The 15,788-nt window shown below is 59.4% G+C and carries 17 protein-coding genes; 8 read left to right on the forward strand and 9 right to left on the reverse strand.

Features of this window, described 5'->3' with window-relative positions; genetic code table 11:
- Window positions 1-572 precede the first annotated feature (572 nt).
- Together fdxA and mutS are read right to left on the reverse strand one after the other, a co-directional pair.
- A complete protein-coding gene (fdxA, locus tag ACWKWE_RS16390) occupies window positions 573-896 on the reverse strand; it encodes a ferredoxin FdxA (protein WP_166593516.1) in 324 nt (107 codons plus the stop codon).
- Between the two features lie 228 nt (window positions 897-1,124).
- A complete protein-coding gene (gene mutS / locus ACWKWE_RS16395; protein ID WP_166593802.1) occupies window positions 1,125-3,692 on the reverse strand; it encodes a DNA mismatch repair protein MutS in 2,568 nt (855 codons plus the stop codon).
- A gap of 479 nt (window positions 3,693-4,171) precedes the next feature.
- On the opposite strand from mutS, the gene ACWKWE_RS16400 reads away from it, so the two are divergent.
- The 3 genes from ACWKWE_RS16400 to recX all read left to right on the forward strand — a co-directional run bounded on the left by ACWKWE_RS16400 (window position 4,172) and on the right by recX (window position 6,316).
- Window positions 4,172-4,690 carry a CinA family protein gene (locus ACWKWE_RS16400; protein WP_483851117.1) on the forward strand — a complete coding sequence of 173 codons (519 nt, stop codon included), beginning with the start codon at window positions 4,172-4,174 and terminating at the stop codon, window positions 4,688-4,690.
- Window positions 4,691-4,775: 85 nt separating this feature from the next.
- Window positions 4,776-5,837, forward strand: a complete 1,062-nt coding sequence (gene recA, locus ACWKWE_RS16405) for a recombinase RecA (protein ID WP_166593514.1) — start codon at window positions 4,776-4,778, stop codon at window positions 5,835-5,837.
- An 8-nt stretch (window positions 5,838-5,845) separates the two neighbouring features.
- A complete protein-coding gene (gene recX, locus ACWKWE_RS16410) occupies window positions 5,846-6,316 on the forward strand; it encodes a recombination regulator RecX (RefSeq protein ID WP_483851118.1) in 471 nt (156 codons plus the stop codon).
- A gap of 47 nt (window positions 6,317-6,363) precedes the next feature.
- Here recX and ACWKWE_RS16415 read toward each other — a convergent pair whose 3' ends face one another.
- The gene (locus ACWKWE_RS16415) at window positions 6,364-7,476 is read right to left on the reverse strand and encodes an LOG family protein (RefSeq protein WP_166593512.1); all 1,113 of its coding nucleotides are present in this window, start codon (window positions 7,474-7,476) and stop codon (window positions 6,364-6,366) included.
- A gap of 496 nt (window positions 7,477-7,972) precedes the next feature.
- Between ACWKWE_RS16415 and ACWKWE_RS16420 the strand changes: the two genes are divergently transcribed.
- Window positions 7,973-8,161: a hypothetical protein gene (locus ACWKWE_RS16420; RefSeq protein ID WP_483851119.1), complete on the forward strand. Its 189-nt coding sequence runs from the start codon at window positions 7,973-7,975 to the stop codon at window positions 8,159-8,161.
- Between the two features lie 9 nt (window positions 8,162-8,170).
- On the opposite strand, the gene ACWKWE_RS16425 is transcribed toward ACWKWE_RS16420, so the two are convergent.
- The gene (locus ACWKWE_RS16425; RefSeq protein ID WP_166593510.1) at window positions 8,171-8,596 is read right to left on the reverse strand and encodes a PA3611 family quorum-sensing-regulated virulence factor; all 426 of its coding nucleotides are present in this window, start codon (window positions 8,594-8,596) and stop codon (window positions 8,171-8,173) included.
- A gap of 221 nt (window positions 8,597-8,817) precedes the next feature.
- Between ACWKWE_RS16425 and ACWKWE_RS16430 the strand changes: the two genes are divergently transcribed.
- Window positions 8,818-9,531 (forward strand): tRNA-uridine aminocarboxypropyltransferase, encoded by a 714-nt coding sequence (locus tag ACWKWE_RS16430; RefSeq protein ID WP_483851120.1) that lies wholly within the window; start codon window positions 8,818-8,820, stop codon window positions 9,529-9,531.
- A gap of 4 nt (window positions 9,532-9,535) precedes the next feature.
- On the opposite strand, the gene ACWKWE_RS16435 is transcribed toward ACWKWE_RS16430, so the two are convergent.
- Window positions 9,536-10,420: a DMT family transporter gene (locus tag ACWKWE_RS16435; RefSeq protein WP_483851121.1), complete on the reverse strand. Its 885-nt coding sequence runs from the start codon at window positions 10,418-10,420 to the stop codon at window positions 9,536-9,538.
- Between the two features lie 227 nt (window positions 10,421-10,647).
- On the opposite strand from ACWKWE_RS16435, the gene erdR reads away from it, so the two are divergent.
- The gene (gene erdR / locus ACWKWE_RS16440; protein WP_166593507.1) at window positions 10,648-11,295 is read left to right on the forward strand and encodes a response regulator transcription factor ErdR; all 648 of its coding nucleotides are present in this window, start codon (window positions 10,648-10,650) and stop codon (window positions 11,293-11,295) included.
- A 107-nt stretch (window positions 11,296-11,402) separates the two neighbouring features.
- Window positions 11,403-11,771 carry a diacylglycerol kinase gene (locus ACWKWE_RS16445; protein WP_166593506.1) on the forward strand — a complete coding sequence of 123 codons (369 nt, stop codon included), beginning with the start codon at window positions 11,403-11,405 and terminating at the stop codon, window positions 11,769-11,771.
- Window positions 11,772-11,799: 28 nt separating this feature from the next.
- Here ACWKWE_RS16445 and ACWKWE_RS16450 read toward each other — a convergent pair whose 3' ends face one another.
- Entirely contained in the window at window positions 11,800-12,726 is a 927-nt protein-coding gene (locus ACWKWE_RS16450; protein WP_166593505.1) for a LysR family transcriptional regulator, read from the reverse strand.
- A gap of 121 nt (window positions 12,727-12,847) precedes the next feature.
- Here ACWKWE_RS16450 and fpr point away from each other — a divergent pair, with 121 nt between their 5' ends.
- Window positions 12,848-13,627: a ferredoxin-NADP reductase gene (fpr, locus tag ACWKWE_RS16455; RefSeq protein ID WP_005616041.1), complete on the forward strand. Its 780-nt coding sequence runs from the start codon at window positions 12,848-12,850 to the stop codon at window positions 13,625-13,627.
- Between the two features lie 189 nt (window positions 13,628-13,816).
- Here the strand turns inward: fpr and tsaA are convergent, their stop codons facing one another.
- The 3 genes from tsaA to ACWKWE_RS16470 all read right to left on the reverse strand — a co-directional run bounded on the left by tsaA (window position 13,817) and on the right by ACWKWE_RS16470 (window position 15,776).
- The gene (gene tsaA / locus ACWKWE_RS16460; RefSeq protein ID WP_483851122.1) at window positions 13,817-14,521 is read right to left on the reverse strand and encodes a tRNA (N6-threonylcarbamoyladenosine(37)-N6)-methyltransferase TrmO; all 705 of its coding nucleotides are present in this window, start codon (window positions 14,519-14,521) and stop codon (window positions 13,817-13,819) included.
- Between the two features lie 16 nt (window positions 14,522-14,537).
- Complete coding sequence (locus ACWKWE_RS16465; protein WP_166593503.1) at window positions 14,538-14,999, reverse strand: YehS family protein; 462 nt, start codon at window positions 14,997-14,999, stop codon at window positions 14,538-14,540.
- Window positions 15,000-15,065: 66 nt separating this feature from the next.
- A complete protein-coding gene (locus ACWKWE_RS16470; RefSeq protein ID WP_483851123.1) occupies window positions 15,066-15,776 on the reverse strand; it encodes an rRNA pseudouridine synthase in 711 nt (236 codons plus the stop codon).
- Between the last annotated feature and the right edge of the window lie 12 nt (window positions 15,777-15,788).

Raw genomic sequence — 15,788 nt, forward strand, 5'->3', positions numbered from 1 at the left:
CCGTGTCTTGTCTGCTTCAATAGCGTGATGGCACCGAAAAAAGCCCCGATCATTCGGGGCTTTTTTATTGTGACGATATGAAGTTGTGATCATGAACAATCAATTATATTTGCAGCGGTATATGTCGTGTTTAATCTTTCTTCAGAGTGTGGGGATATCTAACTTTAGTTGTAAGACATTTCTTACGCGAGCTGTCAGTCATTGCACTTAAATCTGACAGTGAGAGTCGCCTTAATTTGCACGATAGTGTTTATCTCACTGATTTAGCGACTGTTTATTTTTAGTGGTGTATGCCACCTCGAATCTTTTTGCAAACTCCGGGGTATTGCCCTGTTCGAATAAATCACTACTATCAGAACTGTACCGACGGATTGGTACAGGCGGTCAAGGAAGACTGCTCAAGGACATCGCAGGATGCGATTCATCAGGATGATGAAAAAGGATTGAAGGGATTACGGAAAAAATGTGGGCGGGTCAAACCGCCCCTTTTTTTGCCTGCGAAAAAGTTGGCATACGATGCACAGCAAAAAGGCCCCGAGGGGCCTTTTGCGTTTCCGGGGATCGCGCGGGGCTTAGCGCTCCAGGTCGGCGATCTTGCCAGGCTTGCCGTCCCACGCTTCAGCGTCCGGCAGCGGGTCTTTGCGCTCGGTGATGTTGGGCCAGACATCTGCCAGCTCGGCGTTCAGCTCGATGAAGTTTTCCATGCCAGCCGGGATCTCGTCTTCAGAGAAAATCGCAGTGGCGGGGCATTCGGGCTCGCAGAGGGCACAGTCGATGCACTCGTCCGGGTGAATCACCAGGAAATTCGGGCCTTCGTAAAAGCAGTCCACCGGACAGACTTCTACGCAGTCGGTGTACTTGCACTTGATGCAGTTGTCGGTGACGACGAAGGTCATTTCTAATTCTCTCCTCAGGCGGCGGCAGCAGAGCCCTTCACGTCAGGGTTGCTCGGTTGGGATCGTTCCCGGCCATTCAGAACACAGTCAGTCCGGCCCACCCTGCCGGGCAGGAGGGGCGTGGCTTGGTTCGCCATGTTCGAACGCGGCTCGGATTTCATACAGCCAGGCTAAAGGCCGTACCGTTCCCAAACCGCGCGGGATTCTAACAGCTTGTTGCAAATACCGTTAGATCCGGTTTTGCAGTCCATATAACAAATCGAGCGCCTGGCGCGGTGTCATGTCATCGATTTTCAGCTTCGACAACTCCTCCAGCACCGGGTGCGGCAGGGTGGCGAACATGTCCGCCTGCTGCGGTGCAGGTGCCTTGCCGGGTTTTGGCTTGGGCTGCTCGTGGGGCAGGCTGGTGGTTTCCAGACGCTGCAAGTGCTCCTTCGCGCGGGTAATAACGTTGCCTGGAACGCCCGCCAGTTGGGCCACGGCCAGGCCATAGCTCTGGCTTGCGGGGCCGGGCAGGACGCGGTGCAGGAACACGATGCGCTCGTTGTGCTCGGTCGCGTTCAGGTGCACGTTCGCCACCAGTGGTTCGCTTTCCGGTAACACCGTCAGCTCGAAATAGTGCGTGGCGAACAAGGTGTACGCCCGCAACTGGGCGAGACATTCTGCCGCAGCCCATGCCAGGGAAAGCCCGTCAAAGGTGCTGGTCCCGCGACCGACTTCGTCCATCAACACCAAGCTCTTGTCGGTGGCGTTGTGCAGGATGTTCGCGGTTTCGCTCATTTCCACCATGAACGTCGAACGGCCACCGGCCAGGTCATCGCTGGAGCCGATGCGGGTGAAGATGCGGTCCACCAGCGACAGCTCACAACTGGCCGCCGGCACGAAACTGCCGATGTGCGCCAACAGCACGATCAGCGCGGTCTGGCGCATGTAGGTGGATTTACCGCCCATGTTAGGACCGGTGATCACCAGCATGCGGGTGTTGTCGTTGAGGTCCAGGTCGTTGGCCACGAACGGCGTTGAAAGCACCTGCTCGACCACCGGATGACGACCTTGCTCGATGCGCATGCATGGCTCGTCGATGAAGCGCGGACGGTTGAGGTCCAGGTTCAGCGCGCGCTCGGCCAGGTTGCTCAACACGTCCAGCTCGGCCAGTGCGGCGGCGGTGTCCTGAAGCGGCGCGAGATGGCCGATCAGGTCTTCCAGCAGCGCCTCGTAGAGCATCTTCTCGCGGGCGAGCGCACGGCTTTTGGCCGACAGGGCCTTGTCTTCGAATTCTTTCAGCTCGGGCGTGATGAAACGCTCGGCGCCCTTGAGCGTCTGGCGACGGATGTAATCGGCTGGCGCTTGCTCGGCCTGCTTGCTCGGCAGCTCGATGAAATAGCCGTGCACGCGGTTGTAGCCGACCTTGAGGTTGGCGAGACCGGTGCGGGCTTTTTCGCGGGTTTCCAGATCGATCAGGAACTGTCCGGCGTTTTCGCTCAGCGACAGCAGCTCGTCCAGTTCACCGTCGTAGCCGGTTTTCAGCACGCCGCCATCGCGAATCACCGCAGGCGGGTTATCGATGATCGCCCGTTGCAGCAGATCAGCCAGCTCCGGGTAGGTACTGGCTGTTTTTGCGAGCGCTTGAATGTGCGGCGCTTCCAGTTCGGCCAACGCCAGTTGCAGCTCAGGCAGTGCGCCGAGAGCATCACGTAGGCGTGCGAGATCGCGAGGGCGAGCATTACGCAGGCCGATCCGCGCCAAAATCCGCTCGATGTCGCCAATTTCCTTGAGCTGCGGTTGCAGGTTTTCGAAGCGGTAGCGCTCCAGGAAACAGCCGATGGATTCCTGACGGGCTTGCAGCACCTTCAGATCGCGCAACGGCCGGTTCAGCCAACGGGTCAGCAAACGCGTTGCCATGGCCGTCTGGCAGCGGTCCATGACCGATTGCAACGTGTTGTCGCGACCACCAGCGAGGTTGGTGTCCAGTTCCAGATTGCGGCGGCTGGCACCGTCGAGGATTACCGTGTCGTCCATGCGCTCGTGGCGCAGGCTGCGCAGGTGGGGCAGAGCAGTGCGCTGGGTTTCCTTGGCGTAACCCAACAGGCAGCCCGCGGCGCCGATGGCCAGGGTCAGGGTTTCACAGCCGAAGCCCTTGAGGTCTTGGGTCGAAAACTGCTGGCACAGACTTTTATGCGCGGAATCCCGTTCGAAGTCCCACGGCGCTCGACGGCGTGCGCCTCGGCGTTTTTCGGCCGGCAAACCTTGTGGCCAATCGTCCGGGATCAGCAGTTCCACCGGGTTGATGCGCTCGAGTTCCGCCAGCAGGTTTTCCCAGCCCTTGATCTCTTGAACGGTGAAGTTGCCGCTGGTGATGTCCAGCACCGCAAGGCCGAACAGGCGTTCGTCGCCCAATACCGCCGCGATCAGGTTATCGCGACGCTCATCCAGCAAAGCTTCATCACTCACCGTGCCCGGCGTGATGATCCGCACGACCTGGCGCTCGACCGGCCCTTTGCTGGTGGCGGGGTCGCCGATCTGCTCACAGATCACCACCGACTCACCCAGTTTTACCAGCTTGGCCAAATAGCCCTCGGCCGCATGGTAAGGAATGCCGCACATGGGGATGCTCTGGCCCGCCGACTGACCGCGTGCGGTCAGCGTAATGTCCAGCAGCTTGGCGGCCTTCTTGGCGTCTTCGTAGAAAATCTCGTAGAAGTCGCCCATCCGATAAAACATCAGTTGATCCGGATGCTGGTTTTTCAGCCTCCAGTACTGCTGCATCATGGGCGTGTGGGAAGAGAGATCGGAAATTGCTTTATTCATCAGTTATTTAGGCAAATTCGTTAGGAGATTTGGGCAAACGGACGGGGTCGCGGGGAACACCACCTACGTGGGCCGACGTCAAATCCGATTGCTTTTGCGATGGGCGCAAGGTTACCACGCACGTTCGCTGGCCGCAGGTTCGGCGTATTCGTCACGGCGCGTTTCCGGATCGACATAAGCGCTGAACGGCTGTCTAGGCTGTCGGGGTCACTGCCCGATTCCGGGCAGGCTTATCGAAAGGGACTTTTATATGCGACGTAAACGTGGAAGGGATTCAACCAACGGGCGCTTCATTACGCTGGACGAAGCGCGCCGCCGCCCTCGGGAGACCGTTATCGAAACGGTCAAGAAACCCTGTCCCGAGAAACGGGAGCCGAAATAAAGCTTCATGCAGGCGCGGTCACGACTCAGGCCGCGTTCTGCCTTGCACCTGCACGTCGGTCGTGTAGCGTGTGCCCATCGCTTGAATGTTACGGAGAAGAGTTGTGGACGAAATCACTCAATTGGCCACTGCCTTGGGTAAGGGCCTGTTGGAAGCCAAGGCGCAGGTCAGCACCGCTGAATCCTGCACCGGAGGCGGCATTGCCGAAGCCATTACCCGTATCCCCGGCAGCTCGGCCTGGTTCGAAGCCGGTTATGTCACGTATTCCAATCGTCAGAAGACCCAGCAATTGGGCGTGCCTGAAGCTTTGTTCGGCCGCGTGGGTGCTGTCAGCCGGGAAGTGGTCGAGGCCATGGCCCGTGGAGCGCAAGTTCACAGCGCGGCGAAATTCTCGGTGGCCGTCAGCGGCGTGGCGGGTCCTGATGGCGGTTCAGTTGAGAAGCCGGTGGGCACCGTCTGGATTTGTTGGGGGGCAGCCGATCAACTGATTGCCGAGCGTTTTCAGTTCGCTGGAGACCGGGATGCCGTGCGCCGACAAACGGTAAAGGCCGCTCTAGAGGGGCTGATCCGCCTCGCTCGCGGAGAAATACCAAATCGGGGGTAGGCGCGCGCGCAACCCTGTGGAATAATACTGTTCACTTATACAGTTATATCGGCCTTCAGGCCTAACCGATTACGAGAGGACTTCAATGGACGACAACAAGAAGAAAGCCTTGGCTGCGGCCTTGGGTCAGATCGAGCGTCAGTTCGGCAAAGGCGCCGTGATGCGCATGGGCGACCATGACCGCCAGGCTATTCCTGCTATCTCCACCGGCTCTCTGGGTCTCGATATCGCTCTGGGTATCGGCGGCCTGCCAAAAGGCCGGATCGTTGAAATCTACGGTCCTGAGTCTTCCGGTAAAACCACCATGACCCTGTCGGTCATCGCTGAAGCTCAGAAGATGGGCGCCACCTGTGCGTTCGTCGACGCCGAACACGCCCTCGACCCCGAGTACGCCGGCAAACTGGGCGTCAACGTTGACGACCTGCTGGTCTCGCAGCCGGACACCGGCGAACAGGCACTGGAAATCACCGACATGCTGGTGCGTTCCAACGCCATCGACGTGATCGTCGTCGACTCCGTGGCCGCACTGGTGCCGAAAGCTGAAATCGAAGGTGAAATGGGCGACATGCACGTCGGCCTGCAAGCCCGTCTGATGTCTCAGGCGCTGCGTAAGATCACCGGTAACATCAAGAACGCCAACTGCCTCGTCATCTTCATCAACCAGATTCGTATGAAGATCGGCGTCATGTTCGGCAGCCCGGAAACCACCACCGGTGGTAACGCGCTGAAGTTCTACGCTTCGGTTCGTCTGGACATCCGCCGTACCGGCGCGGTGAAAGACGGCGACGAGGTGGTCGGTAGCGAAACCCGCGTCAAAGTCGTGAAGAACAAGGTGGCGCCTCCGTTCCGTCAGGCTGAATTCCAGATTCTGTACGGCAAGGGTATTTACCGTAACGGCGAAATCATTGACCTGGGCGTGCTGCACGGTCTGCTGGAGAAATCCGGTGCATGGTACAGCTACCAAGGCAACAAGATTGGTCAGGGTAAAGCCAACTCGGCCAAGTTCCTGCAGGACAACCCGGAAATCGGCGCGACCCTGGAGAAGCAAATCCGTGAAAAACTGCTGACCGCAGCGCCGGATGTCAAAGCCCAATCGTCTCGCGTTGCCGCAGATGATGTGGCCGAAGTCGAAGACGCTGACATCTGATAGCAGCCATGTCGGTAGTGCTTGATACGCCCGTCGCCGTACGGCGTACTGCAATGGACCTGCTCGCACGTCGCGAGCACGGTCGAGTCGAGCTGACGCGTAAATTGCGTCAGCGCGGCGCCCCTCCTGAATTGATCGAAGCTGCCCTCGACCGTCTGACGGAAGAGGGGCTGCTGTCCGAATCCCGTTATCTCGAAAGTTTCGTTTCCTACCGTGCCCGTTCCGGATACGGTCCTTTGCGTATTCGCGAAGAGCTTGGGCAGCGCGGGTTGCAGCGCGCCGACATCGAGCTGGCGCTTCGGGAATGCGGCATCGATTGGCGAGAAAAGCTGGAAGAGTCCTGGCAGCGCAAGTTCGGCGGGCAGTTGCCCAAGGATGCGCGTGAGCGGGGGCAGCAAATGCGATTTCTAAGCTATCGAGGCTTTCCGCCGGAGCTCATAGGCCGCCTGTTAAGCGGTAAAGGCCATGACGACTATTGACCAGAGGCTGTAACCGCCCGGCCCGGACGGTTACAGATATCCACTCATCACGTCGCTTTCAACGGCTCCCGCCCACGTGCTGCCTGAGCCTGTGCCGGCTTCGCCCAGTTCTCGCTCAGGTTGATGAAGTCCACCAGTGCCCGCAGGCGTCCATGGTTCCGGCCATTGAATTTAAAGGCGAGCCGCGAAAGGTGGCTGAACTGCTCGTCGTCGTGTTCGTCCTGATGCGCGTATTGCTGGAAGTCTTCGCTCAGTCGCAGGTCAGCAAAAGCGTTCTGCAGATGATCGAGAGCGTTTTCATTCAGCGCGTGATGCATGCGGATGATGAAGGTGTTCTTCAGCCAGCGGCTTGAATGGAAGTTGCTGTAGAACTGGTTGATTTCAGCCACCGCTTCCTCTGCGCTGTACACGAGCTTGAGCAGGTTCATGTCGGTGGGCAGGATGTAGCCGTTGGCTTCGAGTTCGTTGCGGATGAAATTCAGAGCGCCTTCCCAGAAGGTGCCACCCGGGGCGTCCAGCAGGACAATCGGCACCAGCGGGCTTTTCCCGGTCTGGATCAGGGTCAGCACTTCCAACGCTTCGTCCAGCGTACCGAAACCACCGGGACAGAGGACTAGGGCGTCGGCTTCTTTGACGAAGAACAGCTTACGTGTGAAGAAAAAATGGAAAGGCAGCAGGTTGCCCGTGCCATCGACTGTGGCGTTGGCGTGCTGTTCGAAGGGCAGGGTAATGTTGAAGCCCAGGCTGTAATCCAGCCCCGCGCCTTCGTGGGCGGCGGCCATGATCCCGCCACCGGCCCCAGTGATGACCATCAGGTCGGAGGCTGCGAGCTGCTTGCCCAGTTCGCGAGCCAAGCCGTAGACGGGGTGTTCGACCGGGGTTCGTGCCGAGCCGAAGACCGTGACCTTGCGGCGGCCTCGGAACTGTTCGAGTACGCGGAAGGCGTTATCCAGTTCGCGCAGGGCTTGCAGGGTGATTTTGGCGTTCCAGCGATTGCGATCGTCCTGAGCCATGCGCAGTACGGTCAGCATCATGTCGCGGTAGAGCGGTAGGTTCGGGCTGTTGGGGGCGACCAGGCTGAGTTGTTCTTCGATCTTCGCCAGGTCGATCCCGTTGTCCTGGAAGTGACGGGACAACACGTCATTGGGTACGTAAGGCATGCAAACTTTCTCCTTCTGCAGAATCATCGACCCTGTCCGTCGAGACAGGGTCACGACGCTTCATGCGTCGCTGCTGCTGGCCATCTCCATAATAGGGCTCAGGTTGGATGGCGACAGGGTCGCGCCACTGATTCTGTCTATGTCCTTGGTTGAAAAGAAAAAAACATTGAGCGTAACGACAGCGGCAGGCAACCCCTTTTGCCTCGACGGCGTGACGAAACCGTGACTGTTCGTAAAAACCGATGGCGTGATGATGTGCCCGAACACTGAGGCTGGCAATGCCCACCTTCCGCCACAACATGAATGTTTTCCCACTCGTCGGTCAGTCGGGTCTCGGGCGCGGCCTCTGATTTACTGATAGGCATGGCAAGGTGAATGCCAGTGCAACCTGGATAGCGGCGGTTCGTGCTCAGCGGTTCGAGTGCGCACCGACGAGAAGTCGTCGAGGTTTGCCCATGCTGAAGGTATGGCATGGACAGCCCCATGGAGGGATGAAATGGAGATCAGGCTGGAAATCGATGTGGATCTGTATCGGTCATTGAGCGAGGCGGCGCGTAGAAGCCATTCGACCTTAGAGCAGGAGTGCATCAGGCGTCTGAGTCAAAACGGTAGGCGTTCTTACTACCTTCAAGCGCTGGTCGCCGAGCTGCGCGCCGAAGATCAACAACGGCGCGCGGCGTCCTGAAAAGCGGCGTTATTTCTTCTTGGCGGGCGCCTTGGCGGCGCAGTCGGCTGCGGTGATCTGCTGGGTCGTGATCAGGCGGTTGGTTTTGTATTCCTTGAACTCGTAACGCAGGATCGCGCCTTTGGCCATCAACTGACGATAGCCAGGGTTGCGGCAGACGCTGGTGCCCAGTTGGCGACCCATCAGTTCCGGGTTTTCACGCATCTGCGCGGCCTGGCCGGCTTGCACGCTGAGATGGTCGATCAGCACGCGGCCATCAACGGTGTAGCCTTCGTCGAGAATGTCTTCGCTGATGGCGTTGGGCTTGCCGACGTTGCTTTTCGCCGCGACTTGTTCCAGCTCTTTGTTCAGTTCGTAATCCTGTTTGGACGCCGCGTTGGCGAACAGCGGAGCGACGAGCAAAAGCGTGAGGGTGGGGGCGATAAGGCGAAGCATTGGACTCTCCTGGGGCAATGAACGTCGTTGGACCGGCAGCGGCCGTGGGCGTTCACTGGTGACTGGGGGTGTTCGAGGGCGAGCAGTATAGGTGAGTCGCCTCGGCGGACACCAGTGAACCGGGTAGCTCTGCTAGACTGCGCCGACTTTTTTACATCCCGGATGTCCTTTGTGTTCCTGTCTTGTCGCTACCCGACGCCCTCGCACGGTTGCCTTGTCCCATGACCCACGCCGTTGCGCGTCTGCGCGCCGAACGCCTCGCCCGCAGCACCAAGCCTTTCATCGCTCGAGGTTCTCGCGCGCCGCGATGTGCCGGGTGTCGGGTGATCGAGAGTTACTGCCTGTGTGGATGGAAACCAACGGTCGAGGCCAAGTCAGCGGTTTGTCTGTTGATGTACGACACTGAACCGCTGAAACCCACCAACACCGGCTGGCTGATCGCTGATGTGATCAAGGACACGGAGGCCTTTAGTTGGTCCCGAACCGATATCGACGAGAAGCTGCCCGCGCTGCTGAGCGACTCGCAATGGCAGCCGTACATCGTGTTCCCCGGCGAGTTCGTCGCGGCTGAGCGGGTGGTCACCGAGGTGAAGGTGGAAAACGGCAAGCGCCCGTTGTTCATTCTGCTCGACGCCACGTGGCCGGAAGCGCGCAAAATGTTTCGCAAGAGTCCGTACCTGGATCAACTGCCGGTGTTGAGTCTGGCGCCGGAACACATGTCGCGTTACCGCCTGCGCCGCTCGAAACGCGATGATCACTTCTGCACGGCTGAGGTCGCGGCGCTGTGTCTGGAACTGGCGGACGACCAGCAGGCGGCAAGTGTGCTGGACGTCTATCTGGATGTGTTCAGCGCCCATTATCTGGGCGCGAAGTTTCAACTGCCGATTGATCCGGACGATGCCCCGCACCGCTATTTGAAGGCGTTTATAGAGTGAGCGGTCAGCTGTGCGCTTTCCTCGGCCACAGCTGCGCCAGCAACATCCCCGCCAGCATCAATCCACACCCCACATAGCCGCGTACCTGCAAGGCTTCGCTCAGAATCCAGGCCCCGGCAATGGCCGCAAATACCGCTTCCAGCGACAGGATGATTGCGGCGTGAGAGGCAATCGCATGTTTTTGCGCGACGACTTGCAAGGTGTAGCCGATCCCCACCGCGACTACGCCGCCGTACAGGACAGAAGGCGCTGCCGCGACGATGGCGTCGAGCGCGATGGGTTCGAAAACCAGCGCGAGGATCAGGCTCACCCCCGAGCAGGTGACGAACTGCAAAAACGCCAGACGCACCGGGTCGTGACGACTGGCGAACACCCCCACCAGGATCACATGCCCGCCCCAGACGAAGGCGCCAATCAGTTGCAGCCAGTCGCCGGACGCGACGTGAAAGTTCTCGCCCACGCTCAGCAGAAACATCCCCAGCACGGCGAGCAGGCAGCCCAGCCAGGTACCGATGCCGGTCTTATGCCCGAGAAACAGGCCCAGAATGGGCACTACAATCACATACAGCCCGGTGATGAAGCCCGAATTGGTGACGCTGGTAAACAGCAGGCCGACCTGTTGCAGGTTGATGCCGAGCGCCAGTGCGAGGCCCATCACGATGCCGCCTTGCAGCAAGCCTCGGGTCAGCAGGGGTTCCGGCTGAGGCCCTGTTGCGGGGCGGCGCACTATAAGTGGCAGCAGGCAGAGCGAACCGAGGGCAAAGCGCAGCCCTGAAAAGAGGTAGGGACCGATGTGATCCATGCCAGCGGTCTGGGCGACGAAGCCGCTGCCCCAGATCATCGCGGTCAGGAGCATGAGCAGATCCGCTCGCAGGGCGTGGTTTTGCATGGTGGCACTCGTCAAGGCAGGGCCGCGAACTGTGCCGTAAACCGTCAGGCTTGACCACCCCGGCTGTGCTGGGCATCCTTGGCGCCGCGTGAATGTCTGAACGCCGTCATCTGTCTGCTTTGGACGGCATGGCACGCGTCAGATTGACGCACCGTGAAGGCTGGCATCTGCGGATGCCATCGTGAGGGCTGAATCCGTCGGCGCTCACTTATAAACAGGATCATGAAATGACCTACGAAATCCTGATCGCCGATGACCACCCTTTGTTTCGCAGTGCCTTGCACCAAGCCCTCACCCTGGGCCTCGGCCCGGACGCTCGACTGGTCGAAGCCGAAAGCATCGCCGATCTGGAAGCGCGCTTGACTGAAAAGGCCGATTGGGACCTCGTTCTTCTGGACCTCAATATGCCGGGCGCCTATGGCTTTTCAGGGCTGGTATTGCTGCGCGGTCAATACCCGCAGGTGCCGGTGGTGATGGTCTCGGCTCAGGAAGAGGCGGCCGTGGTGGTCAAGTCCCGCGAGTTCGGCGCCAGCGGTTTCATTCCGAAGTCCAGTTCGCTCGAAACGATTCAACAGGCTGTACGGACCGTGCTGGATGGCGATGTCTGGTGGCCCGCGCAGGTCAACGAGAGCGTCAGTGTTTCGGCGGAAGCCAAAGCCGCCAGCGAAGGCCTTGCCAGCCTGACACCTCAGCAATTCCGGGTGCTGACTATGGTCTGCGAGGGGTTGTTGAACAAGCAGATCGCCTATGAGTTGAGCGTGTCAGAAGCGACGATCAAAGCCCACGTGACTGCCATCTTCCGTAAGTTGAACGTACGCACCCGCACCCAGGCGGCGTTGTTGCTGCAACAACTGGAATCTATTTCGCCGAATTGAAAAGGCTGTTTCGGCGCTTTATCTGGCTCTTCAGCGGTGGTTCTTCACACTTTTTTGACCGCCGCTGCACTAGCCTCCACCGTCTTCATTGCTCAGTAGTTTTCTTTATGACGTCCCCATTCAAGGGCCAGACTGGCCTCAAACGTATCCTCAATGCTTCCGGCTATTCCCTCGACGGCCTGACCGCCGCCTTCAAAGGCGAAGCGGCGTTCCGTCAGTTGGTGTTGCTCAACGTCATTCTGATTCCGCTGTCGTTCGTATTTCATGTCAGCCGGGGAGAGCGTGCGATTCTGATCGCCGTGTGCCTGCTGGCACTGATCGTCGAACTGCTGAACTCCGCCATCGAAGCCGCTATCGACCGCATCTCGCTGGACCGCCACCCGCTGTCCAAGAACGCCAAGGACATGGGCAGTGCGGCGCAGTTCGTGGCGTTGAGCATGATTGCGGTGGTGTGGGCGTTGATCCTGCTGGGGTAAGCCTGCCTTTAATGAGCCCAGCGTCGTTTCAAGCGATGCTCGGGAGCACGATCTCGTCGCTGCGCCGCACCCCGGCCGTGAATGCACGGCACAGGTCCAGAAACTCTCGAATCGCGTTGGTCTGATACTTTTGCTTGTGCCAGATGAAGTAAAACTGGCGAACCAGGTCCAGCTCGGGGGTTTCCACCGCCACCAGACTGCCCCGGCGAAAGGCGTCACGCAGCGCCAGTCGAGAAATACAGCCAATCCCCAGACCCGACTCCACGGCCCGTTTGATGGCTTCGGTGTGTTCAAGCTCCAGGCGCACGTTGAGGCTGTTAAGGTGATGGCGCATCGATTGATCGAAGGTCAGGCGCGTGCCTGAACCTTGTTCCCGCAGAATCCACGCTTCATGGGTCAATTCCGCCAGGGTCGCGTGGCCGCGTTTGGCCAGCGGGTGCTGTGGCGCGCAAAACACCACCAGCTCATCTTCGACCCACGTCTGGACCTCGATGTCAGGATGACTGCAATCGCCTTCGATCAGGCCCAGGTCGATCTCGTAGTGCGCGACTTGCTGCACGATATTGGCGGTGTTCTGTACATGCAGTTTCACCTGGCTTTCCGGATGGCGCTGCATGAAACTGCCGATCAGCAGGGTCGCCAGGTAATTGCCGATGGTGAGGGTGGCGCCGACGGCCAGCGAGCCGAAGCCCGACTTGCCATTGAGCAGGTCTTCGATTTCCTTGGCCTGATCGAGCAGGGCCACCGCTTGGGGCAGCAGTTGTCGCCCGGTGGCGTTCAGACTCAGGCGCTTACCGGCGCGGTCGAACAGCTGGCAGCTGGATTGCCGCTCAAGTTCGGTAATCGAGGTGCTGGCCGCTGATTGCGATAGCGACAACAGCACGGCCGCGCGGGAAACGCTTTCCTGCTGGGCCACGGCGACGAACACTTGCAGTTGACGGAGAGTGAATCGCATATCTATATAACCGATAACCCATATCTTGATAATCCAGTTAACAGATATTGTGTCTGCCACTAGAATATCGCGCAATGGCGCTTTCATCGGCGCAGGCAAATTTCAGGAGTTCCCACGTACCATGAGCAACATGAATCACGAGCGTGTCCTCAGCGTTCATCACTGGAACGACACCCTCTTCAGTTTCAAGTGCACCCGTGATCCTGGTCTGCGCTTCGAGAACGGTCAGTTCGTCATGATCGGTCTGCAGCAGCCTAACGGGCGCCCGCTCATGCGTGCTTACTCCATCGCCAGCCCGAATTGGGAAGAGCATCTGGAGTTCTTCAGTATCAAAGTGCCGGACGGCCCGCTGACCTCGCAGCTGCAACACCTGAAAGAAGGCGACGAGATCATCATCAGCAAAAAGCCTACGGGCACGCTGGTGCTTGACGACCTCAAGCCTGGCAAACACTTGTACCTGCTGAGCACCGGCACCGGTCTGGCGCCGTTCATGAGCGTCATTCAAGACCCTGAAACCTACGAGCGTTTCGAGAAGGTCATCCTGTGCCACGGCGTCCGTTACGTGAACGAAGTCGCCTACCGCGAGTTCATCACCGAGCACCTGCCGCAAAACGAATTCTTCGGCGAATCGCTGCGCGACAAGCTGATCTACTACCCGACCGTGACCCGCGAGCCGTTCGAAAACGAAGGCCGTCTGACCGACCTGATGCGCAGCGGCAAGCTGTTCAGCGACATCGGTCTGCCACCGATCAACCCGCAGGACGACCGCGCCATGCTGTGCGGCAGCCCGAGTATGCTCGACGAGACCAGCGAAGTGCTGAACAGCTTCGGCCTGACCGTTTCGCCACGCATGCGCGAGCCAGGCGATTACCTGATCGAGCGCGCATTCGTCGAGAAGTAAGCCTTTTCAGCCTGCTGTAACGAGCAGGTTCAGGATCGACCCAATCGTGGATGAACCGCTCGCACAGTGACTGTGGGGGCGGATTTGTCCGCGACCAAGTCAGTACAGGCGCCTGCCATTTGGGCGTCTGAAAAAAACCGCCTGGAGGTCACGGACCAGGCGGTTTTTTTGTGGGCGCTTGTCAGCAGGTCAGTTGCCTGACAGCACCACTTCCAGCACTCGGATCTGTCCTGGGTGCGGGTAATGCCAGCGCACGTCTACATCCCAGAATTGCGCACCGTAACGCCGCTCGGGTGCAGGCTGCTGATAAGCAGGCCGAGGGTCTTGGGCCAGGCATTGCTCGATCAGCTCGATCAACGGTTCGGCCAGACGCAGCCCGTGTTCGCGGGCCTGATGCAGCGCGTCGTCGTCCCACGACACCGGGATCAACTCGGGTGCCGCAGCGGCCATGGTGTTGCGGGCATCGATGATAACGTCGGCGTAAGGCACGTAGGGTTTGACGTCCAGCACTGGCGTGCCGTCCAGCAGGTCGATGCCCGACAACCACAGGCGACCGGCTTCGACCTTCTCCAGCTTGACCACCGACTGGCCAATGCCGTTGGGGCGGTGGGTGGCTCGGGTGGCGAACACGCCCATCGACTGGTTGCCGCCCAGGCGAGGAGGGCGGACCTTCAAGCGAGGCTTGTCTTCAAGCGCTTCGTGAAACAGAAACAGCAGCCAGACATGGCTGACCTGCTCCAATCCCTGCACGGCATCGCCCTGGTCGAAAGGCGGCACCAGCTCCAGCACCCCACGAGCGGCAGGGGCAAGCTGCGGCTGGCGCGGAATGGCGAATTTTTCCTTGAAGCACGAGCGCACGAAGCCGATGGGCGAAACGCTGTAAGACTGGCTCATCGAATGACCGTCAGACTCAGCCACGAACGCGCAGGGTCAGGCCCCGCAAAAAGTTGCGCAGCAACTGGTCGCCACACACGCGGTAGTTGTTGTGACCGGCCTTACGGAACAGCGCGCTCAGCTCCGGCTTGGACACCGGAAAGTCCGACGCTTTGAGGATCGCGTGCATGTCTTCTTCCTTGAGTTCGAAGGCGACGCGCAGCTTTTTCAGCACGATGTTGTTGGTCATCGGCAGCTCGACGGGCAGCGGCGGGCGGCTCTCGTCCTTGCCGCGCTTGAAGAACACCAGACCGTCGAGGAAGTGCGCCATGATTTCATCGCTGCACGGCTCGAAACCTTCTTCTTCGTCTTTCTTGGTGAAGGCGATGACCTGCGCCTTGGTCACCTCAATGCCGCCCAACTTGGCGATGTCCACCACCTTGGCGTCGCTGATATCGAGCATGTAGCGGATGCTACGCAGTACGTCGTTGTTCATCATGATGCGTGTTTCCTGAGCAATCGGGTGTCAGCGCGCGATGGATCGCGGCGCTCAAAAAAGGGGGAATTAGAACTTTTCTTTTTCGGTCATGTAGCGCCATTGACCTTCGGGCACCTTGCCGATGGACACGCCGCCGACGCGAATCCGGCGAATGGACACGACCTTCAGGCCCACGGCCTCGCACAACTGGGCGATGACGCCGGGTTGCGGGTTTTTCATGGCGAAGCGCAGGCGGGTTTCGTTCTGCCAGCTGGCTTTGACTTTCGGCAGCTCTTTGCCTTTGTACATCAGGCCGTGGTTCAGGCGATTGAGGCCGTGAGCGACCATCTCGCCGTCGATTTCGACCACGTATTCCTGCTCGATCTTGCTGCGGTCGTCGGTGAGCTTGCGCAGGATTTTCCAGTCCTGGCTGAACACCATCAGGCCGCTGGCGTTGGCTTGCAGCGTGGAAATCGCTTCCAGGCGCAGGAAGTGACCCTTGAGTGGGCGCTTGCCAAAACTGTGCTCGGCCGACAGTGAGTCGGGCGTGATCAGCGGCAATGCCTGCTCGGGGCTCATGCCTGCGGGTACGTTGAACAGAATCGTCACCGCTTCCGGGGTGACCGCCTTGGCGTCGGGGCTGAGGGCCACGGTCTGGCCTTCGACTTTGAATTGCGGCTCGTCGATGACGACGCCGTCCACTGTCACCCAGCCGCCTTCGATGAACAGCTCGGCCTCGCGTCTTGAGCAGCCGACCAGCTCGATAAGGCGTTTGGAAAGGCGAATGGGGTCAGTCATGAGAAAAGCCGT

Source organism: Pseudomonas salicis (assembly GCF_057128705.1).

Bases quoted from the DNA above. Each gene is read 5' to 3' on its own strand.
- fdxA (WP_166593516.1), bottom strand. From the start codon at position 896: ATGACCTTCGTCGTCACCGACAACTGCATCAAGTGCAAGTACACCGAC.
- ACWKWE_RS16400 (WP_483851117.1), top strand. From the start codon at position 4,172: ATGTTACGGAGAAGAGTTGTGGACGAAATCACTCAATTGGCCACTGCC.
- recA (WP_166593514.1), top strand. From the start codon at position 4,776: ATGGACGACAACAAGAAGAAAGCCTTGGCTGCGGCCTTGGGTCAGATC.
- recX (WP_483851118.1), top strand. From the start codon at position 5,846: ATGTCGGTAGTGCTTGATACGCCCGTCGCCGTACGGCGTACTGCAATG.
- ACWKWE_RS16415 (WP_166593512.1), bottom strand. From the start codon at position 7,476: ATGCCTTACGTACCCAATGACGTGTTGTCCCGTCACTTCCAGGACAAC.
- ACWKWE_RS16420 (WP_483851119.1), top strand. From the start codon at position 7,973: ATGGAGATCAGGCTGGAAATCGATGTGGATCTGTATCGGTCATTGAGC.
- ACWKWE_RS16425 (WP_166593510.1), bottom strand. From the start codon at position 8,596: ATGCTTCGCCTTATCGCCCCCACCCTCACGCTTTTGCTCGTCGCTCCG.
- ACWKWE_RS16430 (WP_483851120.1), top strand. From the start codon at position 8,818: ATGACCCACGCCGTTGCGCGTCTGCGCGCCGAACGCCTCGCCCGCAGC.
- ACWKWE_RS16435 (WP_483851121.1), bottom strand. From the start codon at position 10,420: ATGCAAAACCACGCCCTGCGAGCGGATCTGCTCATGCTCCTGACCGCG.
- erdR (WP_166593507.1), top strand. From the start codon at position 10,648: ATGACCTACGAAATCCTGATCGCCGATGACCACCCTTTGTTTCGCAGT.
- ACWKWE_RS16445 (WP_166593506.1), top strand. From the start codon at position 11,403: ATGACGTCCCCATTCAAGGGCCAGACTGGCCTCAAACGTATCCTCAAT.
- ACWKWE_RS16450 (WP_166593505.1), bottom strand. From the start codon at position 12,726: ATGCGATTCACTCTCCGTCAACTGCAAGTGTTCGTCGCCGTGGCCCAG.
- fpr (WP_005616041.1), top strand. From the start codon at position 12,848: ATGAGCAACATGAATCACGAGCGTGTCCTCAGCGTTCATCACTGGAAC.
- tsaA (WP_483851122.1), bottom strand. From the start codon at position 14,521: ATGAGCCAGTCTTACAGCGTTTCGCCCATCGGCTTCGTGCGCTCGTGC.
- ACWKWE_RS16465 (WP_166593503.1), bottom strand. From the start codon at position 14,999: ATGATGAACAACGACGTACTGCGTAGCATCCGCTACATGCTCGATATC.
- ACWKWE_RS16470 (WP_483851123.1), bottom strand. From the start codon at position 15,776: ATGACTGACCCCATTCGCCTTTCCAAACGCCTTATCGAGCTGGTCGGC.